The following is a 24,683-nucleotide window of genomic DNA, read 5'->3' on the forward strand; positions in this document are numbered from 1 at the left end:
CCACTTGCTTCCCGCCGATCCATCACCGCGCGCTCGCCTTGTGCGGGCTGACGCGAACCGAACAGGCTTGAAACTTCTACCTGCAACGATGGCCACAGCAACGCATTCCACCGGCGCGACCAGCGCATCGCGCAGCCCCGCCATGACGAACGGCACGCCACCTCCGGCGCCGATGCCAGCGGGTCTGCGCCATGCCGACGACACCCGACCCGGCTACACACGCAAGCGCGGAAAGGAAAAGGACGGCTTCGTCTATTTCGACGCGAACGGCAAGCGCATCGTCGATGCGGACGAAATTCAACGCATCAACGCGCTGGCGATTCCGCCCGCCTACGAGGACGTATGGATCTGCGCCGATCCGCGCGGCCATCTGCAGGCGACCGGCCGCGATGCGCGCGGCCGCAAGCAGTACCGCTATCACCCGCGCTGGCGCGAAACGCGCGATGCCGACAAGTACGAGCGCATGGCCGAATTCGGCCGCGCGTTGCCGAGGATTCGCGCCCGTGTCGCGCGCGATCTGAAACTGCCGGGCATGCCGGCCGACAAGGTCGTCGCGACGATCGTGCAGTTGCTCGACACGACGCTGGTACGCATCGGCAACGCAGAATACGCACGCGACAACCAGTCGTACGGACTGACGACGCTGCGCAAGAAGCATGTGAAGATCGAAGCCGGCCAGTTGCGCTTCCGGTTTCGCGGCAAAAGCGGCATCGAACACGACGTGACGATCGACAATCCGCGCATCATGCGTATCGTGCGGCGCTGCGCGGAATTGCCGGGACACGACCTGTTCCAGTATCTCGACGACGACGGCATGCGCCACACGGTCGGCTCGGCCGATATCAACGACTACCTGCGGCGCGCGAGCGGCGCGGATTTCACCGCGAAGGACTACCGCACGTGGGCCGGCAGCGTGTATGCGCTCGCCGCGCTGCGGCGCCTGATGTGCGAGAGCGCCGCGCAGGCGCGCCGTCATCTCGTCGCGACGGTGAAGGACGTCGCGGCGTTGCTGCGCAATACGCCCGCGGTATGCCGGCGCTGCTATATCCACCCGGCGATCATCCGTGCGTTCGAGGCCGATGAACTGCAGAGCCTCGTGCCTCATCCGTCACGCCGCGGCCTGAAGGTCGACGAAGTCGCGTTGGCGGCGCTGCTCGCGCAGGCGGAAAAACGCGCGGCGAAACTCGCACGCGAAGCGGGTGCGAAAGGCCGCAAGACCCGCAAGTCGTCGATCGACGACAGCATCGATGGCGCGTTGACCAGCTTGCTGAAGAAATCGCGCGCGGTGCGGAAGAAAGCTGCCGGCGCGAAAGAGAACGGCACTACGCGACGCGCGCGGAGCGCTGCCGGTGCTCGCTCGCGCGATGTTGCGCGGGCGGTGAGCGCGGAGGCGAAGTCCGCCGTTCAGCGGTAGCGCTGGGAATGCGATGCATGGGCGCGATACGACCGCGATACGTCTGCGTGCTACGACACGCGTAGCGACCTTCGTTGCGATACCCGCGGTTCGGGGAGCGACGGCTGTCACACGCTCGCGAATCATTCGCGGCCTTCGGCTTCGTTCACGGCATTCGCTCAGACTTCTTCCTCGAACGCAGCCATCACGAGCCACACGTCGCGCTCGCCGTCGCGTATCTCCGCCGCGAGCGCGTAAGCATCGCGGGGACTGCATACGCTCGCCAATGCGTCATGCGCGATTTCGCCGTTGTCGAATACACGCTCCGACAGCGGCCTCACTTCCTGCTTGCCCTCGAACATCCGCTGTTGCTTGCGATACACGAGCGTCTCGGATTTCCAGTGACGAAAACATTCACGCACGTGTGCAAAATCACCACCACAGACATTCGCCTGGTAATGCACTTTTTTCACCACAATCAATCTCCCGCGATGCAGGCGTGGGCCGCCGCGACGATGCGCACGGCAACGAAGCATCGTTGCCGCATCGCCTGGGGCCACTCCCTGCATCGATCCAGCGCTACTGCCCCTTCGTGTCGCTGCTCGCGTTCGCGCCGGGCATATTCGTCGAATCATTCATCGGCTTCTTCTTCGACTTCGACATGGGATGCTGCTTCATCGTCGAGCCCGAACCCGCGGCCGCACCGGCTGCGTTCGATGACGGCTCGTTGCCGGCGGTAGGTGCCGCGGTCGCCGCGCCGTGCGCGTTGCCCGAGCCGGTGCCGCCATTGCCGTTACCGCCGCCGGTCTGCGCAAGCGCCGCACCTGATGCTGCCGAAGCGATGAGACACGCCGCGAGCAGCCACGTCTTTGGATAGGGGTGCATCGATATTCTCCCTGGTGTACGCACGATCATCTACGCGCGAGTTGACTTCGCAGTTCCGCACTGCCGTCAGTGAAGTTCGAGCAAGGCCTATGCCGCGCTGCACGTGCGCGGCATGTCCCGCGGCATGTCCAATACCCTGGCACTGCGGGGCTATGGCTCGCACGCGCCCCCCTATTTGCAGTAGTCGCGACGAAAAAATTTCAAACGGCCTTGCATGCGTGCACATTCCGATCGCCTCCGTCAAAAATCCGTTGCCCGTTGCACAACGAACGCACGACATGCACAGCACATTAGCTATCCGGAACAATCGAAGGAACGGCCGTTGCTCAAACGTCGATACCCCTAACCTTTGACAGGAGTCACATCATGGTCAACCCGACCCAGACGCAAGGCGCGAACATCGTCGGCAAGGGCAGCGCAACCGCGGAAGGCCCCGGCCCGGATGTGATGGCCGCGGACACGCTCGACGGCAACAAGGTGATCAGCAGCGACGGCGAGGACATCGGCAAGGTCAAGGACATCATGCTCGACGTCCGCTCGGGCCGCATCGCTTATGCGGTGTTGTCGAGCGGCGGCTTCCTCGGCATCGGCGACAAACTGCTCGCCATTCCATGGCATGCGCTGACGCTGGATACGGAGCAGAAATGCTTCGTGCTGAATATGACGGCCGAGCGCGTGAAAAATGCTCCGGGCTTCGACAAGGATCACTGGCCGTCGATGGCGGATCAGACGTGGGCCACCTCCGTGCATCAGTACTACGGCAGCGAACCGTACTGGGGCGACGATGTGTATAGAGGCCGCGACGACCTCGGCGCCGGCGCGATTGCCCCAGGATCGTCGGATGCGCCCGAGGCCGGTGGCTTGAAGCTGTGATTTCGCCCACCTTTCGCCCACAGATCCGCGCCGCCGCTGAGGAAAGCGGCAGCGCGGCAACGCGAAAACCCGTCAACTCTGGAGACGACACGATGGCCACCCGTAAGCGCAGTAGCAAATCGAAGCGCCCGGTTTCGCGGGGCAAATCGGGACGGCCACCGCGTCAGCGTCATGCTCAGGCACACGCCGCTCATCGCGCGAAAACCGCGAAATCGGGCGGCTCGCACAGCGGGCAAAAATGGTCGCATTACGTGATGGAAACAAGCGACGCGATGGACATTCAGAAAGATATTTTCAAAACCGGCACCGCGGAATCGATCGCGCAATCGTTGAAGCGTTCGTCGAGCACGAGCCGCCGTCGTAAAGGCACGCCGTTTCAATCGGCGATGTCGATGTTGAATTTTTATATCAACCGCGCCGGCAGGAATCTGCCGAAGGAGCGTCGTGATACGCTGCAGCGGGCCAAGCGTGAGTTGCGGGAGGCGTTTGGGCGTGGGCCTCGGTGAGGGTGGCGCGACAGCTTCAACGCTTCAAATACCTTGAAACCCATCACCGCATGAACCCGGCCAAAACCGGGTCCATGCATTTCTACGCGACGCAAAACCGCGCTCCAAGCGACCGAACACGCTCGCGAACACGGCATGAAGCAATCAACCAAACCCAACCTCAAACCCCACTCCCCCCCACCGTACGCTGACTCTTCCACTGCCCCTGCTGCACCTCGAACAACGTATAAGGCGGCTTGATCAGATCCCCATGCGGGTCGAACGCGATCTTCCCCGTCACCCCCGTCACGTTCACCTTCGGGAAAGCCGCGACGATCTTCGCGCGATCGAGCGAGTCCGCGCTCTGGATCGCCGCGATCATCGCCAGCGCCGCGTCATACGCGAACGGCGCGTACAGCTCGACATCCTGGTTGAAGCGCGCCTTGTAGCGCTTGCCGAACTCCTGCGCGGAGGGCAGCTTGTCGAGCGCCGGCCCCGGTTCGAGATCGCGCGTGCCCTCGCCCGCGTTGCCCGCGATCTGCAGGAACGCATTGCTCTTTAACGCGCCCGCGCCGAACAGCTGCGCCGGCATGCCGAGCGAGCGCATCTGCTTGACCAGCATCGCGCCCTGTTCGTCGAGCCCGCCGAAGAAAATCAGGTCGACGTTCTTCTGCTTCAGCGAAGTCAGGATCGCGCGCAGATCGACGGCCTTGTCGTTGGTGAATTCGCGATCGACGACATTACCGTTCGCCTGCTTCGCGCCTTTCTCGAACGCATCCGCGAGACCCTGGCCGAACGCGGTGCGATCGTCGATGATGCCGATGCGCTTCGCCTTCAACTGCTGCACCGCGAACTCGCCCGCGATCACACCGCCCACGCCGTCATGGCCCATCGTGCGAAACACGTTCGTGAAACCTTGCGCGGTCAGAGCGGGATTGGTCGAGCCCGGCGTGATCATCGCGACGTTCGCGCTGTGATACACGGCCGAGGCCGGAATGCTGCAGCCGGAGTTGTAATGGCCGATCACGCCGACCACGCCGTCGTCGACCAGCTTCTGCGCGACCTGAATCGCGATGCGCGGGTCGGCCTGATCGTCCTGCACGTCGAGCACGTACTTGACGGGTTTGCCGCCGATCATCGGATGCTTCGCGTTGGCTTCGTCGATCGCGAGCTGCGCACCATTCTGCAGATCCTTGCCGACCCGCGCGACCGGTCCGGTCAGCGGTCCGACAAAACCGATCTTGACGATTTGCGGCTCGGCGCCGTACGACGGCGCATGCGCGCACAAGACCCCAAGGGCGAGTGCGACAACCAGATTTCTGCGTTTCATGATGTCCGTCCTCTTCCGAGCAGAAGTTGCGGTGGTTAAAAACGACGCGGGCTATAAGGCGCGAGATCGACTGGCGGCACGCGCCCCGCCACCAGATCGGCGACGACGCTGCCCGTCACGCCGCCCAGCGTGACGCCCAGATGCTGATGTCCGAATGCATAGACGACGCGCGGCGACGCGCTCGACGCTCCGACGACCGGCAGGCCGTCGGGCAGGCTCGGCCGGAACCCGAGCCATTGGCTGTCCGGTTGCGGCAATTGCGGCAGCGCGCGTTGCGCGGAGCGCGTGATCAGATCCAGCAGCGCCGCGTTGCGCTGTGTGCCATAGCCGCCGAGTTCGACCGTGCCCGCCGCGCGGATGCCGCCGTCCATCGGCACCATGTAGAAGCCGCGTTCGGCCCAGCCGCACGGCCGCGAAATCAGCGCCGACGTGTCCGGAAAACGCACGTGATAGCCGCGCTCGGTATCGAGCGGCACGCGGTCGCCGCATTGGCGCGCGAAGCGCCCCGAAAACGCGCCGGTGCAGACGATCGCCTTTTCCGCGTCGTACGTGCTCCCAGCTTCGTCGACGATGCGCACGCTCGCGCTGCTCGGCTCCAGCGAGCGAACCGCAATGCGCTCGTGCCTCAGACCACGCGTGAGCAGCGCTGCGTGCAGCGCCTGCAGAAAACCGCGTGGGTCGCTCAGAAACCAGCTGTCGTTGAACAGCGTGCCGTGCGCGAAGATCGGCGCGAAATTCGGTTCGAGCGCGGCGATACCCGCGCGGTCGAAGTGCTCGAAGCGCACGCCGAGCGAACGGCGCAACGCGAGCGATGGCTGCGCGGCGTCGAACGACGCCTCGTTCGAATACAGGTACAGACATTCGCGTGGCCGCACGAAGCGCGACAGATCATCAGTGGCGAGCATCTCGCGATAGCCGTCGAACGCCCGCGACAGCAGGCTCGCGAGCGACCGCGCGCTGTGCTCGTAGCGACTCGGCATCGATGCGCACAGAAAGCGCGCGAGCCACGGCGCGAGCTGCGGCAGATAGCGCCAGCGAATCCGCAGTGGGCTGGTCGGCGAAAACAGGAAGCGCGGCAGATTGCGGAACACGTCCGGGTTGTTCACCGGAATGCAGCCGTAGTTCGCGAACGTGCCGGCGTTGCCGTATGACGTCGCTTCGCCGGGACCGAGCGCGTCGAACAGCGTGACGCGATGGCCGTCGCGCATCAGCCAGTAGGCGCTCGACAGGCCGACGAAGCCCGCGCCGAGAACGGCGACTTCGCTCATGGCCGTGACCCGCAGGCTGAAGGCGAAGGGACCGGAGCTGCGGCGAATGCATCGACCATTGCAAACGTGCTGTGCTGCTCTGTCACAACCGTGTCCTCCTGTACTACAGTTCGGGGGCGCCTTTTGATGCAGCACCGTACAAAGCCCGCATCAATACTCACACAAAGATTTTTTGTGTGCAATTAATTTACCTTTGTGTGGACTTAGGGACTTTCCCCGAGCTATCGGCCGCGGCGCTGGAAAATATCTAAACAATCGCTTGCCGAATCGGCTTAAAACCGGTTTAGTATCGGCTATGCGAGCACCGTGCAGCGCGCCACACAGCCAGCTTTGTACGGTCGACCACGTTTTTTGTATGGAGATTTACGCTGGTGAAGATCGCAACTGACCACACAAATGGGGAAGAAATCCTCCAGACAAAGGGGCGGCAAGCGACCTATCTCGAAGTGTCACGCAGCCTCGAGGAAAAGGTCCGCAGCGGCCTCTATCCGCCGGGCAGCCGCCTGCCGCCGCAGCGCGAGCTTGCGTCGGAACTCGGCCTGAACGTGTCGACCGTGTCGCGCGCTTACAAGGAGTTGCAGGCGCGCGGGCTGATCGTCGCCAGTAAGCGGCGCGGCTCGATCGTCACCGGCGGTGCGATGCCGGCCGTGCATACGCGCAACAACGGTGCGCCGGCAACCGGTGAGTCCGGCGCGCAGGCCAATGCGAACGCGGTGCTCGACCTGACCGTCAACCGTCCCGCGACCGGCGAATTCCTGACGCAGCTCGCGCGCACGATGGCGCACATCGCGCACGATCCGCGTTATCCGGAGACCCAGGAATATCAGCCGCCGCAAGGGCCCGACTGGGCGCGCGCGGCGGGCGCCGAATGGCTCGCGGCGCCCGGCTTCACGCCCGGCGCGGAGAACGTGGTCGTCACCAGCGGCGCGCAGCATGGGCTCTATGCGGTGCTGAGCAGCCTGATGGGTCACGAAGGCGTGATTCTGTCCGACCAGTTGACCTACTACGGTTTGAAAGCGCTCGCGCCGGTGTTCCAGTTCGAACTGGTCGGCATTCCGAGCGACGACGAAGGACTGCTGCCCGATCGTCTCGAAGACGCGTGCCGGCGTATGCGCGTGAAGGCGATCTTCACGGTGCCGAATCTGCAGAATCCGACCGTCGTCACGATGAGCCTCGAGCGACGCGTAGCGCTTGCCGATATCGCGCGCCGGCATCACATCGCGATTATCGAAGACGACGTGTACGGCGCGCTGCTGCAAGCGCGGCTGCCGACGATCGCGAGCCTGTGTCCGGAGCTGACGTTTCACATTACGTCGACCTCGAAGATTCTCGCGCCGGGGCTGCGTATCGGCTATCTGTGCACGCCGGCGCATGGCGCGGCGCTCGCGGCCGAAGCGGTGCGCACGACCGCGTGGATGCCCGCGCCGCTGTCGACGCTGATCGCCACGCGCTGGATCGAGGACGGCACCGCGCGCACGATCCTCGACGCACAGCGCGACGAGTTGCGCGCGCGCCAGCAGATCGCGCGCGAACTGCTGCCCGCCGAGCATCTGAATAGCGATCCCGCCTGCATGTTCGTGTGGCTGCGCGTGCCGCCGCCGTGGCGCTCGGATGACTTCGCGGCCAATGCGCTCGCGCGCGGCGTCAATACGATGCCGGCGTCCGCGTTTGCCGTCGATCGTTCGACGGTCGAGCACGGCGTGCGCATCAACCTGGCCTGCGCGGCCTCGCGCGAGCAGTTGACGCGCGGTCTGCAGATTCTCGCGCACACGCTGCGCGATCGGCCGCGCGCGCTGTTCGGCACGATCTAGCGCGCCCTTTCGTGCGATGCCGCGAGCGCGTGCACGTTGAGTGCACGCCGTGCGCACCCCTCTGCATGCGCCCCATGCGCGATCCGTTGAGCGGCACGAAGCGGAGTCGCTAGAATTGGGCTCCTTGATGCGACACGGCGACGAGCCGCCTTGATCCGATGACTCCGTCCGACGATTCCCGGCGTGCCACGCGCACGCACGCCACCGATGCGCTGTTCGCGTTCCTCAAAACGCTGCCGCTGGGCGACCGGCTGATCGAGGGCGGCTTCATGGCCGTGCAGGCCGTCGCGGGCGCGAGTCTCGCATTCGGTATCGCTCGCGCGCTGCATACCGAGCAGGCGTTCTGGGCCGCGATTACCGCGATCGCGGTGAGCCAGCACAGCTATATCGACACTCGCAAGCTGTCGCGCGATCAGTTCATCGGCGCGATGGTGGGCGGCTTGTGCGGCCTCGTCGGCACCCTTGCGGGCGGCGGCCATTTTGCTGCTTATGCGGCGACGGTGGCCAGCGCGATCCTGATCTGCTGGATCGTCAATGTGGGCAGCGCGGCGCGCCTCGGCGGCATCACCGCGACGATCATGCTGCTGGTGCCGGGCATCGGGCCGGTGTGGGACAAAGCGTTTTTACGGCTTGCCGAAGTCACGCTCGGTACGGTGTGCGCGCTGCTGGTCGCGCGGCTGATGGCGTCGATCGAGCAGCGCGCGTTCAGCAAGCCGAAGCAGCCTGAATAGAGGATGCTTCCGATAGCGGTGCATTTCTTCGGTGGGTGTTGCTGAGCCTCGTGTGGGTCTGCCAGGCATCGGCAGTCAACACTACGCACGAGTCGCTGCCGCCGCGCGCCAAACTACTAAAGCGCGGCCGAACCACAATTTCACGCAGACCCGATTGCCGCGCAGGCCGCCGCCAGGTCTTCCAGTGCAGTTCCAACCGCCTTGAACACGGTAATCTCGTCAGCGGAGCGCCGGCCATCATGCTGCTTGCGGCACAGCTGCGCGAGACGCGCCTTGACCGACTCCGCGGCGAAAACGCCCGCATTGATCGGTTCGAGCAGATCCCCCGCTTTCAGCAGCGCCTCATCGGTATCGATGAAAACCGACGTGCCGACATAGCAATCGTTGTCGCTCTCGCGCATCGTCGGCGTGAAGCCGCCGATCAGATCCAGGTGCGTGCCCGGTCGAAGCCACTTGCCGTGAATCAGCGGACTCGTCGACAACGTTGCACACGAAACGATATCCGCTTGCGCGACCGATGCTTCGAGGTCCGTTGCCACGGTCGCCACGATGCCGGCACGGTTGAGGTTTTCCGCCAGCGTCGCCGCGCCTTCGGGATTGATATTCCAGACCATCACCTTCTGGATCGGACGAACGGCCCGGTACGCTTCCGGAATCAGCGAACCGACACGTCCACTGCCGAGCACAAGCAGCGTGGTCGAATCGGGCCGGCTCAGAAAGCGCGCGGCGAGCGCCGACGCCGCCGCGGTACGCCGCGATGTAATGGTGTCGCCGTCGAGCATCGCGAGCGGCGCGCCGGTATTCGCGTCGTACAGCATGTAGGTCGAATGAAGTCCCGGCAAACCCGACGTTGCGCGATTGTTCGGATAGATCGCGACCGTCTTCACACCAAGCTTTCCGCCTTTCTGCCAGGCCGGCATCAGTAGAAGCGTGCCATCGGAGTCGCCCGCGGGCGACTCGATTTTGTGCACATGTCGCAGCGGTACTTCGCAACCCTCGATAAACATCGCTTCAAGCGCGTCGATAAGTTCGGGGGCCGGCAGACGGGCGCTCGTTTCACGTTGGTCGATGATCTGCATCAATGTTCCTGGGCAATGTTGCTGTGTAGCGAATGCGTTGTGTTCAGTTGAATTCAGTTGAATCGTGCCGGAGAAAAGGCACCAAGGTCGATCGGTGCCGGCCGGTCCGCCAGTTGCGTCGCGATGAGTTTTCCGGTGACGGGCCCCAAGGTCAGCCCGAGGTGACCGTGGCCGAACGCGAACAGGCAATTTCGATGTTGGGCCGACCGGCCGATAACCGGCACCGAATCGGGAACCGATGGCCGGAACCCAAGCCAACGGCTATTGATACGCGCGTCGGCGAGCGACGGCACCGTATTGCGTACCGCCGCCAAAGTCCGTTCGATTTTTTCGTAGCGGGGCAACGCGTGCAGGCCGGCAAATTCCACGCTGCTGGTCATGCGCAGGCCGTCTTCCATCTGCGATAGCACGATCGACTTTTCCTGCCACAGCAAAGGCGCACGCAGCACGGGGGCGGCGCCAACATCGAGCATCAGATGATAGCCACGCTCGGTATCGAGCGGCACGGTGTCGCCGAGGGCGGCAGCGAGACGTTTCGACCAGGCGCCGCCGGCAACGATAAAGTCGTCCGCGTCGATGCGACTGCCTGCTTCGGTCAGCACGCCACGCACTGCCCCGCGCTCCTGCCGGAACTCGCTCACGACTCCGTCCACGAAGCGAACGCCGCTTGCCTGGCATTGCGCCGCGATGCTGGCGATATAGCGTCCGGGGCTCGACACGTGATAGCAGTCGCTAAACAGCGTCGCGGCTTCGAAAACGCCGTCGAAACCCGGTGCAAGGTCGGCCAGCTCGGCGCTCGACAGCTCGCGCATACCGATGCCGAGATCAGCCAACATGTCCCGCTCGCTCGAACCTGTGCGCGACGGAGCCTTCTGCCATGCTTTTATCCAGCCGGTGTGCGTCAGCATGTCCGCCGTGCCGCAAGCGTGCGCGATGTCCTGGTGTGCCGCCAGCGCGCCGGACATCAGCGCATGCAGCCCCTGCATCGCCCGATGCACGCTTGCCGATGAACTGGACAACGCGAATCGGATGAGCCAAGGCAGCAGCGCGGGAAAATAGCGCCAGCGCACCGTCAGCGGACTCTCGCGGGACAGCAGCAGCCTGGGCAGTTCGCGAATCAGTTCGGGCGTCGCGAGCGGAAGCTGCTCGCAAAAAGCGAGCACGCCTGCGTTACCGAAGCTGGCCCGGCCCTCGGCGACACCCGGATCGACGATCGTCACGTCGAAGCCTTCGCGCCGCGCATAGAACGCGCAGCTCAACCCGACCACTCCGCCGCCGATCACGACCACCCGTCGTTGCATGCTTACGTCTCGCGAAATGCGCTGCCGCGCTATTTAAGCTCGGCTTTAGCCGTTTCTTCCAGCGTCAGGATAAAGACGCCGCCAACCACCGCCGCCGCGATCACGTAGTACGTCGGCGCGAGCGGCGACTGAAATGTCTTGATGAGCCACGTCGCGATAAACGGCGTGAAGCCGCCGAACACCGCCACCGACACGCCATAGCCGATGCCGAGCCATTGCGAGCGGATCCGCGTCGGAAACAGTTCGGCGACGGTCGCGCCCGCCGCGCCCGAGTACATCGCGAGCAGGCAGGTAAACAGGAAGATCGTCGCGACATACACCGGGGTCGTCACGCCGCCGAGCAGCATCGTGAACAACGGGTATGTCAGCACGGCGGTGCCGGCGCAACTCGCCAGCAACACCGGCTTGCGTCCGATCCGGTCGGACACGTAGCCGAAGGTCGGAATCAGCAGCACGTACAGCACCAGCGCGACTGTATTGGTCTTGAACACGATCGGCGCTGGCATATGCAGGTAGCGCTGCGCGAACGTCGTCATGTACGTGAGGAAGATGTAGTACGCGACGGACCAGAAAATCAGGAAGATGCCCGCTTTCGTCGCGAGCTTCCAGGCCGGCGGATGGTCGAGCATCACCGCTTCGACGCTGGTCGTCTTGATCGCCTCTCGAAACGCCGGCGTCTCGTCGACACCGCGCCGCAGCCAGTAACCGATCGGTCCAACCAGCATGCCGAGCAGGAACGGAATGCGCCAGCCCCATGCCTGCAGCTCCGCGGGCGTCAGCGTCGTCGCGATCAGCGTCACGCTGCTCGAACCGAGCAGCAGCCCGCATCCGCTCGCGACCGACTGCAGGCTGCCGACGAGGCCGCGCTTGCCGCGCGGCGCCCATTCCACCAGATACGACAGCGCGGTGGTGCCCTCGCCGCCCGCGGACAAGCCTTGCACCAGACGCGCCAGCACCAGCAGCGCCGGCGCCAGCGTGCCCCACGTCGCGTAGGTGGGCATGATGCCGACGAGGCCGGTCACGGTCGCCATCACGAGCATGGTCAGTGTCAGCGATGCCTTGCGGCCGTGGCGATCCGCGTACGCGCCGAACACGAGGCCGCCGAGCGGCCGCGCGAGAAAGCCCACGCCGAAGGTCGCGAACGCCGCGAGCAGCGACGTGGTGGCGTTGTCGCCCGGAAAGAACGCCTCGCCCAGGTACTTCGCGAGATAGCCGTACGTGACCAGGTCGTACCACTCCAGCGTGCTGCCGATGCCCGCGGCGATCGCCGCGCGGCGCACCGTGTTGCGCGAGACGGCCGGCGCGGCCCCGTCGATCGAAATCGCTTCCATGACGCTTCTCCGGATCGTGTGATCAGCCCCACACCGCGCGATACACGCGCAGCCAGTTTTCGCCGAGGATCTTGCGGATCTCGGCCTCGTGGAAACCGCGCCTCACCAAAGCTGCCGTGAGCGCCTGCATCGTCGCGGGGGTTTCGATGCCCTCGGGGTAGTAGTACGGCGGCGGCGGATACGATTCGCCGGTCCAGTTGCCGACCGCGACCTGGCGCTCGTACAGCGCGAGCGCGACGTCGTCCGGACAGATCGGCGCCTGGCCCGCGTAGTAGTCGATGCCGAGCCCGACGTGATCGATGCCGATGTGCTCGGCGATGTACGCGATATGGTCGATGAACTGATCGAGCGTGGGCCGCTTGGTCTTCGCGACGAAGGCCGGGAAGCCGACCACGCCGATCACGCCGCCGCTCGCGGCAATCGCCTTGTACAGGTCGTCACCTGCGTTGCGCGGCACCGAATGCACGCCGCGCGCATTGGCGTGCGACAGGATCACCGGCGCGCTCGAATGTTCGATTGCATCGAACGACGTGCGAACGCCGGTATGCGCGACGTCGACGATGATGTTCAGTTCGTTCAGCCGCCGCACGACGGCCTTGCCGAAGCGGCTCAGGCCGCCGTCGACTTCTTCCTCGCAGCCGTCGCCGACGTGGCAGCGCTTGTTGTACGTGAGCTGCACGACGCGCAGACCGAGCGCGTGATACGCATCGAGAATGTCGACGCTGCGATCGAGCGGCTCGGTGCCCTGGAAGTGCATGATCAGGCCGAGTTTGCCGCTGCGCTTGGCCTCGACGATGTCGTCGGCGCGCAGCACCATCATCAGATCGTCGAGTTCGCGGCACAGCTTGCGCCACATCGCAAATTTGAGGATGGCTTCCGCGCTCGTGCTCGACTTCGCGGGAACCGTGGGCGCGACCGCCGTGAAACCGCCCTGCCGGTAAAGCTCCAGATGCTTCGGCTCTTCCGACAGCAACGGACAGGTCGCATCAATGACGATTGCATCAGCGTGCAGTTTCTCGACGTCCGGACTCATTCGAACCTTCCCTTTTTAGCAAAGTACGAAGCCCATACTACATGAACAAATTTCGTATACGCAAAAATGTTTCATGCTTTATGAGTTCGGCGATACCAGCGGACAGGCAAACAAAAAGCCCGTCGAAACGGGCTTTGGCAATGCATGGAACTGATTGACGCGTGGCTGGCGATCAGAGCACGGCGTGAGAGCAGACCCATAAAACCTTCGCATCTTCCGGACCGCCGGACACGCATGCGTGACCCATCGTGCTGTCGAAGTAGACGGAGTCGCCTTTGTGCAGGTTCGTCGGCGCGTAGAACTCGGTGTTGAGGATCACCGAACCCTCGAGCACATAGATGAATTCCTCGCCATCGTGACGCAGCAGTCCCCGAAATTCGCCGATGCTGTGCGCTTTGACGACGGTCACGAGCGGCACGAAACGCTTGTCGGAGATATCCGCGTTCAGCAGTTCGTAGCGGTACTGAGGCGACTCGTGCGTGACCCCTTCGCCATTGCGCGTGATGCTTCTGCGTCCGACCGGAATTAGCCGTGGGGCCTGCGCGAACAGTTCGCTGACATCGACGTTCAAGCCTAAAGCGAGCGCCGCGATCTTTTCGTACGTCGGCGAAAGCTGGCCGTTTTCGATCTTGGACAACGTGGAAGCGGAGATGCCGACGCGCTCGCTGAGTTGCTGCAACGTCAGACTGGCGCGCGTGCGCAGGCGTTTGAGCGTGGTCGGAAGCACACTGGTTTGAGCGGCTTGGGCGCTGGCTTCCTGGCGCTCCTGCACATCGGTAATCTGCTCGCTCACCATTTCCCCCTCACGCTAACGCAGCTTGCCAATACGAAAATTCGTGTCGTATATGATAACACCGGGTCTTGGTGGGAAATTGCCGCATGTGCCCGCCTCAAGCCTCCACTGCATCATCCGCCTCCGTACGGCGCCGGTAACGCCCCGGCGTCACGCCGACACTCTGCGCAAACGCCTTGCCGAATGCCGCCTCCGACTGATAGCCGACCGTTTCGCCGATCTCCGCGGCACTGCGTTGCGTTCGCAACAGCAGATCGCAGGCGATCGTCATGCGGATCTGCGTCAGAAACTCCATCACGGTGACGCCCGCGCGCTCGTTGAAATGACGCGCGTATGTCGCGCGCGACATCGCCGCACGCTCGCCGAGTTCGGCGATCGTCCATGCGCGCTCGGGCGCGTCGAGCATCGCCTGCACCGACGCGCCGAGGCGCGCGTCGGTCAGCAACGCAAGCACGCCGGCGCCATTCGCACTGCCCTCGCCGTGCACGCGCAGCGCCATCGCGAACAGCGCCTGGCTCAGCGCGGTGACGATCGCCAATGCGCCCGCCTGACGCCGCTCCGCTTCGCCGCGCATCAGCGCGATCAGCGTTTGCAACGCGCCGAGCGTCTGCGCGCCGCCGAGCGATACGTGCAGCGGATCGGGCAGCGCATTGAGCAGCAGCGCCGATGAACCGGGTGCGTAGACGAAACGCCCGCACAGCAGATCGACATCGGTGTGGATGGACGCCGGCACGGCGCTGCCGTCGCTGCCTGATTTACCGTCAGCGTCAGCGCCACCGCCGTCGTTGCGCCGCAGGGGCAGCATGCCGTCGTGGCCGACTGTCATCACCGCGCCGCCGGTCGAGCGCTTCACGTCGCGCACCCGATGCGCGGCGCCGCGCGGAAACAGCATGAAGTCGCCGGCTCGCAATTCTACTTGCGCGCCGTCGGCGGTTTCGATCACGCAGCCGCCGTCGAGCACGAGATGAAATGGCGCAATGCCCACTTCCATCGGCGCATGGTCGATATCGAAAGCACCTGAAAGCAGGCAGCGGAGATCGAGGCTAGCCTGCGGACGGGCAAGGTCGATCAATCGGCTGAGCGTGTCCATGAGACGTTTGCGCTAGAAGTTGAGTCGAACGAGTATTCAGGATATCGCGGCAGCGCGCAATACTGCTTTCACGACGCCGGCACCCGCCGACGCGCAACAGCAAGGAGCACTGTCATGTTGAACTGGGTCGATTACCGCAAAGAACTGTTTGGCCGTATCGGCGAAATCTCGAAGCTCGCGCCGGACAGCGTGAAGGCTTATCAGGCGATGTCGAGCGCCGGGCAAAAAACCGACCTGCTCGGCGCGAAAACGCGTGAACTGATCGCGCTCGCGGTTGCGGTGAGCCTGCGTTGTGACGGCTGTATTACGGTCCACACGGCCGAGGCGCTGAAGCACGGCGCGACCCGCGAGGAAATTGCCGAAGCGCTCGGCGTCGCGATGGCGATCAATGCGGGCGCGGCGCTCGTCTACTCGGCGCGCACGATGGATGCGGTTGCCGCGCATAGCGAAGCGGGCACGAAGTAACTGAGTTGAATGGTCGCGAAGAACGCGAGCACAACGGCTGGTGGAAAGTGGTGAGCGCAGGCCACGCCCGTTGGGGCGAGGCCTGCGTTTTGCCTTCAATGACCAACGATCAACGATCAGCGATTGGTAGCTGGCGACTGATGATCAGCGCTGCGACTGCGTATCGTGGCGCATCCCATCGAGCTGCTGGCGGCGCTGCTCACCCTGGCGCTCCAGCATCCAGCCCGGATACTCGGACGGCAACGCGCTGACTTCGGCGAGCTTCGCGAGTTCGTCTGCGCTGAGCGTCACATTGGTCGCCGCGATGTTGTCGTCGAGTTGCTCGACCTTCTTTGCGCCGACGATCACCGTCGTCACCACGCGTTGATGCAGCAACCAAGCGAGCGCGATTTGCGCGACCGACACGTTTTTCGCCGCGGCAATCTCGCGCATCACGTCGATACAGTCATACGCGCGCTCGCGATTGACCGGCGGGAAGTCGAAGCTGACGCGGCGGCTGCCCGCTTCGGCCTGCTGCTCGCGTCCATACTTGCCGCTCAGCAAACCACCGGCTAGCGGACTCCACACCATCAGCCCGAGACCTTCGCTTTGCAGCATTGGCGCGATTTCGCGTTCGAGATCGCGGCCCGCAAGCGTGTAATACGCCTGCAGCGTTTCGAAGCGCGCAGTGCCGAGCCGTTCGGCGATGCCGAGCGCCTTCGCGATCTGCCACGCGGCCCAGTTCGACACGCCGACATAGCGCACATGGCCGTGCTGCACGAGCGTATCGAGCGCGCGGACGGTTTCCTCGATCGGCGTGGCCGGATCGAAACCGTGGATCTGATACAGATCGACGTGATCGAGTTGCAGCCGCTTCAGGCTCGCCTTGATGCCGTCGAGAATGTGATAACGCGACGCACCGCGCGCATTCGCGAATTCGCCGGTCTGGCCGAACACCTTGGTCGCGACCACGACCTTGTCGCGCGGCACCTTCAGGTTCTTCAGCGCCTGACCGGTGATTTCCTCGGACAGGCCGCCCGCATAGACGTCGGCCGTGTCGATGAAATTGATGCCCGCGTCGAGCGCCCGGCCGACCAGGCGCTCCGCGTCGTTCTGCTGCAAGTCACCGATCTGCCGCCAGATGCCTTCGCCACCGCCGAAGGTCATCGTGCCCAGACATAACTCTGAAACAAAAACTCCGGTACGGCCCAACTGGTTGTATCGCATCGCTGATGCTCCATCGTGGGTAAATGCAGAGGCGTCAAGCGTACTGCAATCGACGAAGTCCGGCAGCGAGCGTCACGGCGTCTGGCTGTTCATGAATGCGCGCGTATTTCAGGTTGCTTACGGGTTGCGGCGGAGCTTGCCGAACGTGTGCGGAAAACGCATGCGCGGCAAACGCGTTGCGGCAAAAATTTCCAGCACGTGAAACGACTGCGTAAATTACGCCCAACACTACGGATTCCAGCAGCAACGCACCGCTCAACACGTCGCGCAAAACCGGCAAAAACCTGCCAGACTCACCGATACCGCGCGAAGCTCGCCACGGCGCATCGCCGTCGCGGCCATTGCCATCGCTATTGGCATTACCCAAGCCTTTTCGCGCGGCCACTGGATATGGCAGGCGTCGTCCCCACTTACACGAGCATGACTTCGGCCAAGACTTCCGCCGCACTCGATGCGGCGCCTCGTTCACGCAAGGCCCGCGCCACGGCAAGCGCCGGGCAAGCCGGTACGCCGACCGCGCATCGCGCGCTGGACGGTTTTCATCCGGCGGTCGCGGGCTGGTTCCTGAAAACGTTCGCCGCGCCGACGGATGCGCAGATCGCCGCATGGCCGCACATCCGTAGCGGGCGCTCGACGCTCGTCGCCGCGCCGACCGGCTCCGGCAAGACGCTCACGGCGTTCCTGTCCGCGCTCGACGATCTGGTGTCGCAAGGTGTCGCGAACGGCGGCACGCTGCCCGACGAAACCCTGATGGTCTACATATCGCCGCTGAAGGCGCTGTCGAACGATATCCGTCTGAATCTGCAGATGCCGCTGCAAGGCATTGCCGCCGAACTCGATGCGCTCGGCCTGCCGCCGCTCGACATCCGCACCGCCGTGCGCACCGGCGATACCACGCCGCAGGAACGCAACGCGCTGAAAAAGCGCGCGCCGCACATCCTCGTGACCACGCCCGAATCGCTGTACGTGCTGCTCGGCTCCGATTCGGGGCGCCGCATGCTGGCGACGGTGCGCACGGTGATCGTCGATGAGATTCACGCGCTTGCCGGCAGCAAGCGCGGCAGCCATCTCGCGCTCAGCCTCGAACGGCTCGATGCGTTGTGCGGCCGGCGCTTGCCTCGCATCGGCCTGTCGGCGACACAGAAGCCGGTGAGCGCGGTCGCGCGGTTTCTGGTCGGCGGCGCGAGCCTCGACGACGCCACGCCTGCCGACTGCGCGATCATCGACGTCGGTCATGTCCGCGCCCGCGATCTCGCGCTCGAAATTCCGCCCGTGCCGCTCGAAGCGGTGATGGCCAACGAGGTGTGGGAGCGTGTCTACGATCGCCTCGCCGAGCTGGTCGCGCAGCACCGCACGACGCTGGTGTTCGTCAATACGCGCCGGATGGCCGAGCGCGCCGCGCGTCATCTGACCGAGCGGCTCGGCAAGGATGCGGTCGCCGCGCACCACGGCAGTCTCGCCAAGGAACATCGCTTCGATGCCGAACAGCGGCTCAAGCGCGGCGATCTGCGCGTGCTGATCGCGACCGCGTCGCTGGAACTCGGCATCGATATCGGCGACGTCGATCTGGTCTGCCAGATGGGTTCGCCGCGCGCGATCGCGCCGTTTCTGCAGCGGGTCGGCCGCTCGGGCCACCAGGTCGGCGGCATGCCGAAGGGCCGGCTCTTTCCGGCGTCGCGCGACGATCTGCTCGAATGCGCGGCGCTGCTCGATTGCGTGCGGCGCGGCGAACTCGACGCGCTGCGGATTCCGCGCGCGCCGCTCGACGTGCTCGCGCAGCAGATCGTCGCCGAAGTATCGAGCACTGAATGGAACGAGGATGCGCTGTTCGACATGATCCGGCGCGCCGCGCCCTATTCCGCGCTCGAACGCGAACAGTACGACGCGGTGCTGCGCATGCTCGCCGAAGGCTATACGAGCCGCCACGGTCCGCGCGCCGCGTACGTGCATCGCGACGCGGTGAGCGGCACGCTGCGCGGCCGGCGCGGCGGCAAGCTGGTCGCCGTCACGTCGGGCGGCACGATTCCGGAGAACGCCGATTACGCGGTCGTGCTCGAACCGCAGGCGCTCAATATCGGCACCGTCAACGAGGATTTCGCGGTCGAGAGTCTGGCCGGCGACGTGTTTCAGCTCGGCAATGCGTCGTACCGGATTCTGCGTGTCGAGAGCGGGCGCGTGCGCGTCGAGGATGCGCAGGGCCAGCCGCCGAATATTCCGTTCTGGCTCGGTGAAGCGCCGGGACGCAGTGACGAGTTGTCGTTTGCTGTGGGGCGGCTGCGTGAGCAGGTGGAGCGGCTGTTGATGGAGCCGGAGGCTGTGGTTTCTTCGCGGCCTTCGGTGCTTTCAGTATCTTCTGAGCCTGAGCTGTTAGCGCCTGCATCGAGTGCTGAGACTGTGACAAACGGCGTAGCTGCTTCGGTGAATAGCACGGCGAAAAAAGGACGCAAAACCGGCACGGCGGCTGCACGCACAAAGCGAGCCGTTGAAACGCAAGCGGATGTGCCCGGTGGTGCAACCGCACTCGCGCTCGCGGATGCAACCGTTGAAGCTTCAGCGCCTGCCTCAACTTCAGTCGCAACCGCTGCCGCGACAACGGCAGCAGCCGCCACACCGCTACGCATCAACCACGCAATCACCTGGCTCGTCGATCACCTGTCGCTCGAAGAACCCGCCGCCCGCCAGATCGTCGAATACCTCGCGCGCGCCCGCGCGGCGCTCGGCGTGCTGCCGACGCAGAACACGCTCGTGATGGAGCGCTTCTTCGACGAATCGGGCGGCACCCAGCTCGTGATCCACTCGCCGTTCGGCAGCCGCGTGAACCGTGCGTGGGGGCTCGCGCTGCGCAAGCGTTTCTGTCGCAGCTTCAATTTCGAATTGCAGGCGGCCGCCACCGAAGACGCGATCGTACTGTCGCTGACCGGCAGCCACTCGTTCGTGCTCGCTGATGTATGGCGCTATCTGCATTCGAACAGCGCCGAGCATCTGCTGATCCAGGCGCTGCTCGACGCGCCGCTGTTCGGCGTGCGCTGGCGCTGGAACGCGACGACGTCGCTCGGCTTGCCGCGTTACACCGGCGGACGTAAAACCGCGCCGCAACTGCAGCGGATGCGCAGCGAAGATCTGCTCGTGAGCGTGTTTCCCGAGCAGGCGGCGTGTCTGGAGAACATCGTCGGCGAGCGCGAAGTGCCGCGCCATCCGCTGGTCGATCAGACCATCGACGACTGCCTGCACGACGCGATGGACAGCGTTCGCTGGCTCGCGCTGTTGCGTCAGATCGAGCAAGGCGGCGTGCAACTCGTCGCGCGCGATCTGCCGGCGCCGTCGCCGCTCGCCGCCGAAATCCTGACCGCGAAACCCTACGCGTATCTCGACGACGCGCCGATCGAGGAGCGCCGCACCCAGGCGGTGCTGAACCGCCGCTGGACCGATCCGTCGAGCACCGACGATCTCGGCGCGCTCGACGCCGCGGCGATCGATAGCGTGCGCGACGAAGCGTGGCCGCAGACGCGCAATACCGACGAAATGCACGAGGCGCTGACGGGCCTCGCGTGTATCACGCAGGCGGAAGCCAACGCACACGAAGGCTGGCCGGCAATGCTGGCGGCGCTCGCGAAGGCTGGGCGGGCGACGAGGTTGCCGCTGGGGGCGAGCGTGGAGGCGAACGGCGTCGCTGCGGCAAACGCGAATGCAGACGCAGGCTCACGCGCAAGCTCAAACTCAAGCGCGAAAAACAAGGCCAAAGCCAACTCCATCGCCGACGCCAATTCCAACGCAGCCAACTCCACCGCAAATATCGCGAACAGCACCGACGCCACGCTCTGGCTACCCGCCGAACGTCTCACCTGCTTCGAAGCGCTGTACCCCGCGATTGCGCGCGCGAGCTACCTGCCGCCACTGAACGCGCCGAAGGGCTACACCGACAGCTGGAGCGCCGGCGACGCACTCGTCGACGTACTGCGCGCGCGTCTGACCGGCTTCGGCCCGCAGACCGTCGATGCGATCGCACAGCCGCTCGGCCTTCCGTCCGCGCAGATCGAACAGGCACTGATCCGGCTCGAAACCGAAGGCTATTTATTACGTGGCCGCTTCACGCCGCACACGGTCAGCGAGGAATGGTGCGAGCGGCACCTGCTCGCGCGCATCCATCGCTACACGGTCAAGCGTCTACGGCGCGAGATCGAGCCGGTCGAGCGGCACGACTTCATGCGCTTCCTGTTCGAATGGCAGCATCTGACGCCGGACACGCGCGCCGAAGGCCGCGACGCGCTCGCCGCCGTGCTCGATCAGCTGGAGGGTTTCCAGGCCGCGGCGGGCGCGTGGGAGGACGACATCCTGCCGGCACGCGTGCGAGCGTACTCGAATGGTTCGCTCGACGAATTATGCCGGGCCGGCAAGATCGTCTGGACCCGCCTGACCGAGCGCTCGCGCGGCGCCGCCGGGCCGATCCGTAGCACGCCGATCGTGCTGCTGCCGCGCGCGCAGTTGCGCTCATGGCGCGCGCTGCTCGATCCCGCGCGACAGGCGGAACTGTCGGCGCTCGCGCAAAGCGTGTACGACACGCTGGCCACGCACGGCGCGATGTTCTTCGACGAGCTGCTCGCCGAAGTGCGAGTGCTGCCGATGGAACTCGAAAACGCGCTGGGCGAGCTGGTCGCGGCGGGGCTGGCGAACTCCGACAGCTTCGCGGGCCTGCGTGCGCTGCTGAAACCCGTCGCCAAACGCAACGCGTTTTCGAGTAGCCGGCGCGCGCGCTCGAGCGCGCTGATCGGCGGCATGGACGACGCCGGGCGCTGGGCGCTGGTCAACCGCCCCGCCGCCGCGCCCGGAAATGCGGCGGACAAGATACCGGAGCGCCGCCAGTTGCCGCCCGAAGTACTCGAACACGTTGCGATGGCGTTGTTGCGCCGCTACGGCGTGGTGTGCTGGCGCGTGCTCGAACGCGAAGCGGAATGGCTGCCGCCGTGGCGCGATCTGCTGCGCGTTCTGCAACGGCTCGAAGCGCGCGGGGTGATCCGCGGCGGCCGTTTTATCAACGGGCTTGCGGGCGAGCAGTTTGCGTTGCCCGAAGCAATTCCGCTGCTGCGCGAAACGCGACGGCATGCGAACGATGGTGCTTTTATTTGCGTCGCCGGCACCGATCCGCTGAATCTGGTGGGCACGCTGCTGGTCGGTGAGCGGGTGCCGGCCGTCGCGGGCAATCGCGTGCTGTATCGCGACGGCGTGGCCGCGGCAACGCTCGTGGCCGGCAAGTTCTGGTTCGACGCCGCGCTCGACGCCAATCCGGCCGAACGCGAACGGGCGCGCGCCCTGCTCGCGCGGCGGTTCTAGCGCGCCGGAGAATGCGCTTTTTGTCGTCCGCGGGCAAACGTATAGGACTCGCTCGCACGGACTATTGACGATCGTTAATGTTTATACGCCCGAGTCCATTTGCTTCGATACAATGGGGCAGATTCACTTTGGTATGAGGAAGACTGTCTGCCGTCACCCGCCCTGACTGGGACTGCCGGCATACTGCCCGGGGACTTCATGAGCGACGAGCAACTCGACGACGTGCTTTACGCGCAGTTCGGCACAAGCAGCCCATGCTGGCGTCTGTCGGCATGCAGCGACACGCTCGAACTCTTGCCGCTCGACGGCGAGGCGCCCGCCAGCCCTCCCATCCCGCTCGATCCATCACAAGCCGCGCTGATCCGCGGGCTGACCGGCGTGACTTCGCACGTGGTCGTCGACGTGCAACTGGCCGGCCAACCGTTGCGTCTGCATCTGATCGGCAAGAAGCTCGATAACGATAGCTGGGGCGGCACCGCATCGGCGGATAACGACACTGAATCTGTCGCCCGCGCGCTGCTGCACGGTCTTTCGTTCGCCGAACAGGTGGTCTCCGAAGTAAATTCGGTTGTCGTGATCATCGACCGCCATGGCCGGATACAGCGTTTTAACCGGCTCGCCGAGGAACTGACCGGCGTCCACGAAGAAGACATCATCGGCCGCGATGTGTCGACACTTTTCATCCCGTCCGAAGACGATGCCGCGTCGAACCAGACTCGCGCGAGCTATTTCAATCGCGGCGAATCGTACGAGATCGAACGGCGCATCGCGACGGTGCACGGCGAACGGCTCTTTCTGTTTCGCAACAAGTTCGTGCGGCGCGGCAGCGGTATCGAAGACCAGTTCCTGATCTGCTCGGGTTCCGACATCACCGAACAGCGCTTCGCGCAGAACCGGCTGATCGAGCAGGCCACCACCGACCCACTCACCGGCCTCGCGAATCGCAACGCGATCCAGGAAAAGATCCAGCTCGCAATCGAGCGCGCCGCGCCGGGCGAAAAAGTCGGCGTGCTGTTTCTCGATCTCGACAACTTCAAGAAGGTCAACGATCACTACGGCCACGTGTTCGGCGACCGGCTGATCTGCGACGTGTCGGATGCGATCCGCGCATGCCTGAACCCGGGCGATTCGCTCGCGCGGCTCGGCGGCGACGAATTCATCGTGCTCGCCGCCAAGGGCACCGCGCACGAACTCGAACACACCGCGCAACGCATTCTCGATCGCATGCGCAAGCCGTTCGCGGTTGGGCTCGTCGAGGTCTACACCGGCTGCTCGATCGGTATTGCACGCTTTCCGGAACACGGCGACAGCCTGGAATCGCTGATCCGCTCGGCCGATACCGCGATGTACGTCGCGAAGGACGAAGGCAAACGCACGCACCGGGTGTTTTCGCCGGACATGAACCGGCGCGTCGCCGAATTCATGTGGCTCGACACGAATCTGCGGCGCGGTCTGGAGGAAGGCCAGTTCGCACTGCACTACCAGCCGAAGCTCGCCCTCGACACGGGCGCGGTGCAAGGCGCCGAAGCGCTGGTGCGCTGGAATTCACCGGAACGCGGCCAGATCATGCCGGTGGAGTTCATTCGCTATGCGGAAGAATCGGGGCTGATCGGCGTGCTCGGCCGCTGGGTCATGGAAACCGCCGCGAAACAGGCGGCCCGCTGGAAAGCGGCCGGCTACGATCTGCGTATCGCGATCAACCTGTCGGCACGGCAGCTCACCGATACGGCGGTCGTCAGGCATTTCAGCGAGGCATTGCAACATGCGAGCCTCGATCCCTGCCTGCTCGACCTCGAACTGACCGAAAGCTGCCTGATCGAGAACGAAGCGGCCGCGATCGAACTGATCAAGCAGTTCCGCCAGATCGGCGCGCAGGTTCATCTGGACGATTTCGGCACCGGCTACTCGTCGCTGTCGCAACTGGGCCGTATTCCGCTCGACGTGATCAAGCTCGACCGTAGTTTCGTGCGCTCGATTCACGCGGATATGAAGGCGCAGGCGTTGGTGCGCTCGATGGTCGCGGTCGCTCAGGAACTGGATTTCCAGGTGGTGGCGGAAGGCATCGAAACCGAAGCGGAAGAAGCGTTCATGAAGGGGCTCGGTGTCGACTACGTGCAGGGTTTCCTGTACGGCAAGCCGATGGCCGCCGCCGACTTCGAACGCTGGCTGCTCGACAGGCGCAGGTTCCGGTTGATTGCCTGATTAGCTGATTGCCTGATCGTCATTATCAGGCTTCGAGGGATGCGCTTGCGGCCCCTCATCGCGAGGGGCGGCAAGGCCC

General features: G+C 64.6%; 20 protein-coding genes. 8 read left to right on the plus strand and 12 right to left on the minus strand.

Annotated features, from left to right (window positions below; genetic code table 11):
* Positions 1-88 precede the first annotated feature (88 nt).
* Positions 89-1,414, plus strand: a complete 1,326-nt coding sequence (locus L0U82_RS26200; RefSeq protein WP_442793698.1) for a DNA topoisomerase IB — start codon at positions 89-91, stop codon at positions 1,412-1,414.
* A 158-nt stretch (positions 1,415-1,572) separates the two neighbouring features.
* Here L0U82_RS26200 and L0U82_RS26205 read toward each other — a convergent pair whose 3' ends face one another.
* Together L0U82_RS26205 and L0U82_RS26210 are read right to left on the minus strand one after the other, a co-directional pair.
* Positions 1,573-1,869, minus strand: coding sequence for a hypothetical protein (locus L0U82_RS26205; protein WP_233835720.1), 297 nt, complete (start codon positions 1,867-1,869; stop codon positions 1,573-1,575).
* A 103-nt stretch (positions 1,870-1,972) separates the two neighbouring features.
* Positions 1,973-2,278, minus strand: a complete 306-nt coding sequence (locus L0U82_RS26210; protein WP_233835722.1) for a hypothetical protein — start codon at positions 2,276-2,278, stop codon at positions 1,973-1,975.
* Between the two features lie 366 nt (positions 2,279-2,644).
* Here L0U82_RS26210 and L0U82_RS26215 point away from each other — a divergent pair, with 366 nt between their 5' ends.
* A complete protein-coding gene (locus L0U82_RS26215) occupies positions 2,645-3,151 on the plus strand; it encodes a PRC-barrel domain-containing protein (protein WP_233835724.1) in 507 nt (168 codons plus the stop codon).
* Positions 3,152-3,243: 92 nt separating this feature from the next.
* Complete coding sequence (locus L0U82_RS26220) at positions 3,244-3,657, plus strand: DUF3175 domain-containing protein (RefSeq protein WP_233835725.1); 414 nt, start codon at positions 3,244-3,246, stop codon at positions 3,655-3,657.
* 160 nt (positions 3,658-3,817) lie between these two features.
* Here L0U82_RS26220 and L0U82_RS26225 read toward each other — a convergent pair whose 3' ends face one another.
* Together L0U82_RS26225 and L0U82_RS26230 are read right to left on the minus strand one after the other, a co-directional pair.
* Positions 3,818-4,966 carry a branched-chain amino acid ABC transporter substrate-binding protein gene (locus tag L0U82_RS26225; RefSeq protein ID WP_233835727.1) on the minus strand — a complete coding sequence of 383 codons (1,149 nt, stop codon included), beginning with the start codon at positions 4,964-4,966 and terminating at the stop codon, positions 3,818-3,820.
* A gap of 35 nt (positions 4,967-5,001) precedes the next feature.
* Positions 5,002-6,234 carry an NAD(P)/FAD-dependent oxidoreductase gene (locus tag L0U82_RS26230; RefSeq protein ID WP_233835728.1) on the minus strand — a complete coding sequence of 411 codons (1,233 nt, stop codon included), beginning with the start codon at positions 6,232-6,234 and terminating at the stop codon, positions 5,002-5,004.
* Positions 6,235-6,605: 371 nt separating this feature from the next.
* Between L0U82_RS26230 and L0U82_RS26235 the strand changes: the two genes are divergently transcribed.
* Both L0U82_RS26235 and L0U82_RS26240 read left to right on the plus strand, forming a co-directional pair.
* On the plus strand, positions 6,606-8,045 hold the full coding sequence (locus tag L0U82_RS26235) for an aminotransferase-like domain-containing protein (protein WP_233835729.1): 1,440 nt from the start codon (positions 6,606-6,608) through the stop codon (positions 8,043-8,045).
* A 158-nt stretch (positions 8,046-8,203) separates the two neighbouring features.
* On the plus strand, positions 8,204-8,776 hold the full coding sequence (locus L0U82_RS26240; RefSeq protein WP_233835730.1) for an FUSC family protein: 573 nt from the start codon (positions 8,204-8,206) through the stop codon (positions 8,774-8,776).
* 140 nt (positions 8,777-8,916) lie between these two features.
* Here L0U82_RS26240 and L0U82_RS26245 read toward each other — a convergent pair whose 3' ends face one another.
* From L0U82_RS26245 to L0U82_RS26270, 6 genes are all read right to left on the minus strand, one after another.
* Positions 8,917-9,855 carry an ornithine cyclodeaminase family protein gene (locus L0U82_RS26245; protein WP_233835731.1) on the minus strand — a complete coding sequence of 313 codons (939 nt, stop codon included), beginning with the start codon at positions 9,853-9,855 and terminating at the stop codon, positions 8,917-8,919.
* Positions 9,856-9,908: 53 nt separating this feature from the next.
* Positions 9,909-11,156: an NAD(P)/FAD-dependent oxidoreductase gene (locus L0U82_RS26250; protein ID WP_233835732.1), complete on the minus strand. Its 1,248-nt coding sequence runs from the start codon at positions 11,154-11,156 to the stop codon at positions 9,909-9,911.
* Positions 11,157-11,185: 29 nt separating this feature from the next.
* The gene (locus L0U82_RS26255) at positions 11,186-12,487 is read right to left on the minus strand and encodes an MFS transporter (protein WP_233835733.1); all 1,302 of its coding nucleotides are present in this window, start codon (positions 12,485-12,487) and stop codon (positions 11,186-11,188) included.
* A gap of 22 nt (positions 12,488-12,509) precedes the next feature.
* Positions 12,510-13,520 (minus strand): dipeptidase, encoded by a 1,011-nt coding sequence (locus L0U82_RS26260; protein WP_233835735.1) that lies wholly within the window; start codon positions 13,518-13,520, stop codon positions 12,510-12,512.
* Positions 13,521-13,692: 172 nt separating this feature from the next.
* Positions 13,693-14,313, minus strand: a complete 621-nt coding sequence (locus L0U82_RS26265) for a helix-turn-helix domain-containing protein (RefSeq protein ID WP_233835736.1) — start codon at positions 14,311-14,313, stop codon at positions 13,693-13,695.
* Between the two features lie 97 nt (positions 14,314-14,410).
* Entirely contained in the window at positions 14,411-15,403 is a 993-nt protein-coding gene (locus L0U82_RS26270; protein ID WP_233835737.1) for a cupin domain-containing protein, read from the minus strand.
* A 114-nt stretch (positions 15,404-15,517) separates the two neighbouring features.
* Here L0U82_RS26270 and L0U82_RS26275 point away from each other — a divergent pair, with 114 nt between their 5' ends.
* On the plus strand, positions 15,518-15,868 hold the full coding sequence (locus L0U82_RS26275; protein ID WP_233835738.1) for a carboxymuconolactone decarboxylase family protein: 351 nt from the start codon (positions 15,518-15,520) through the stop codon (positions 15,866-15,868).
* A gap of 144 nt (positions 15,869-16,012) precedes the next feature.
* On the opposite strand, the gene L0U82_RS26280 is transcribed toward L0U82_RS26275, so the two are convergent.
* Both L0U82_RS26280 and L0U82_RS26285 read right to left on the minus strand, forming a co-directional pair.
* Positions 16,013-17,074 carry an aldo/keto reductase gene (locus L0U82_RS26280; protein ID WP_233835739.1) on the minus strand — a complete coding sequence of 354 codons (1,062 nt, stop codon included), beginning with the start codon at positions 17,072-17,074 and terminating at the stop codon, positions 16,013-16,015.
* A 34-nt stretch (positions 17,075-17,108) separates the two neighbouring features.
* Positions 17,109-17,441 (minus strand): hypothetical protein, encoded by a 333-nt coding sequence (locus L0U82_RS26285; protein ID WP_233835740.1) that lies wholly within the window; start codon positions 17,439-17,441, stop codon positions 17,109-17,111.
* 53 nt (positions 17,442-17,494) lie between these two features.
* On the opposite strand from L0U82_RS26285, the gene L0U82_RS26290 reads away from it, so the two are divergent.
* Positions 17,495-22,402 (plus strand): DEAD/DEAH box helicase, encoded by a 4,908-nt coding sequence (locus L0U82_RS26290; RefSeq protein ID WP_442793699.1) that lies wholly within the window; start codon positions 17,495-17,497, stop codon positions 22,400-22,402.
* Between the two features lie 198 nt (positions 22,403-22,600).
* A complete protein-coding gene (gene pdeR / locus L0U82_RS26295) occupies positions 22,601-24,604 on the plus strand; it encodes a cyclic di-GMP phosphodiesterase (protein WP_233835743.1) in 2,004 nt (667 codons plus the stop codon).
* Positions 24,605-24,683: the final 79 nt, after the last annotated feature.

The sequence above is a fragment of the Paraburkholderia sp. ZP32-5 genome, from assembly GCF_021390495.1.
Classification (GTDB): Bacteria; Pseudomonadota; Gammaproteobacteria; order Burkholderiales; family Burkholderiaceae; genus Paraburkholderia.

Coding starts and splice junctions, on each gene's coding strand:
- L0U82_RS26200 (WP_442793698.1), top strand. CDS start 89: ATGGCCACAGCAACGCATTCCACCGGCGCGACCAGCGCATCGCGCAGC.
- L0U82_RS26210 (WP_233835722.1), bottom strand. CDS start 2,278: ATGCACCCCTATCCAAAGACGTGGCTGCTCGCGGCGTGTCTCATCGCT.
- L0U82_RS26215 (WP_233835724.1), top strand. CDS start 2,645: ATGGTCAACCCGACCCAGACGCAAGGCGCGAACATCGTCGGCAAGGGC.
- L0U82_RS26220 (WP_233835725.1), top strand. CDS start 3,244: ATGGCCACCCGTAAGCGCAGTAGCAAATCGAAGCGCCCGGTTTCGCGG.
- L0U82_RS26225 (WP_233835727.1), bottom strand. CDS start 4,966: ATGAAACGCAGAAATCTGGTTGTCGCACTCGCCCTTGGGGTCTTGTGC.
- L0U82_RS26230 (WP_233835728.1), bottom strand. CDS start 6,234: ATGAGCGAAGTCGCCGTTCTCGGCGCGGGCTTCGTCGGCCTGTCGAGC.
- L0U82_RS26240 (WP_233835730.1), top strand. CDS start 8,204: ATGACTCCGTCCGACGATTCCCGGCGTGCCACGCGCACGCACGCCACC.
- L0U82_RS26245 (WP_233835731.1), bottom strand. CDS start 9,855: ATGCAGATCATCGACCAACGTGAAACGAGCGCCCGTCTGCCGGCCCCC.
- L0U82_RS26250 (WP_233835732.1), bottom strand. CDS start 11,156: ATGCAACGACGGGTGGTCGTGATCGGCGGCGGAGTGGTCGGGTTGAGC.
- L0U82_RS26255 (WP_233835733.1), bottom strand. CDS start 12,487: ATGGAAGCGATTTCGATCGACGGGGCCGCGCCGGCCGTCTCGCGCAAC.
- L0U82_RS26260 (WP_233835735.1), bottom strand. CDS start 13,520: ATGAGTCCGGACGTCGAGAAACTGCACGCTGATGCAATCGTCATTGAT.
- L0U82_RS26270 (WP_233835737.1), bottom strand. CDS start 15,403: ATGGACACGCTCAGCCGATTGATCGACCTTGCCCGTCCGCAGGCTAGC.
- L0U82_RS26275 (WP_233835738.1), top strand. CDS start 15,518: ATGTTGAACTGGGTCGATTACCGCAAAGAACTGTTTGGCCGTATCGGC.
- L0U82_RS26280 (WP_233835739.1), bottom strand. CDS start 17,074: ATGCGATACAACCAGTTGGGCCGTACCGGAGTTTTTGTTTCAGAGTTA.
- L0U82_RS26290 (WP_442793699.1), top strand. CDS start 17,495: ATGACTTCGGCCAAGACTTCCGCCGCACTCGATGCGGCGCCTCGTTCA.
- pdeR (WP_233835743.1), top strand. CDS start 22,601: ATGAGCGACGAGCAACTCGACGACGTGCTTTACGCGCAGTTCGGCACA.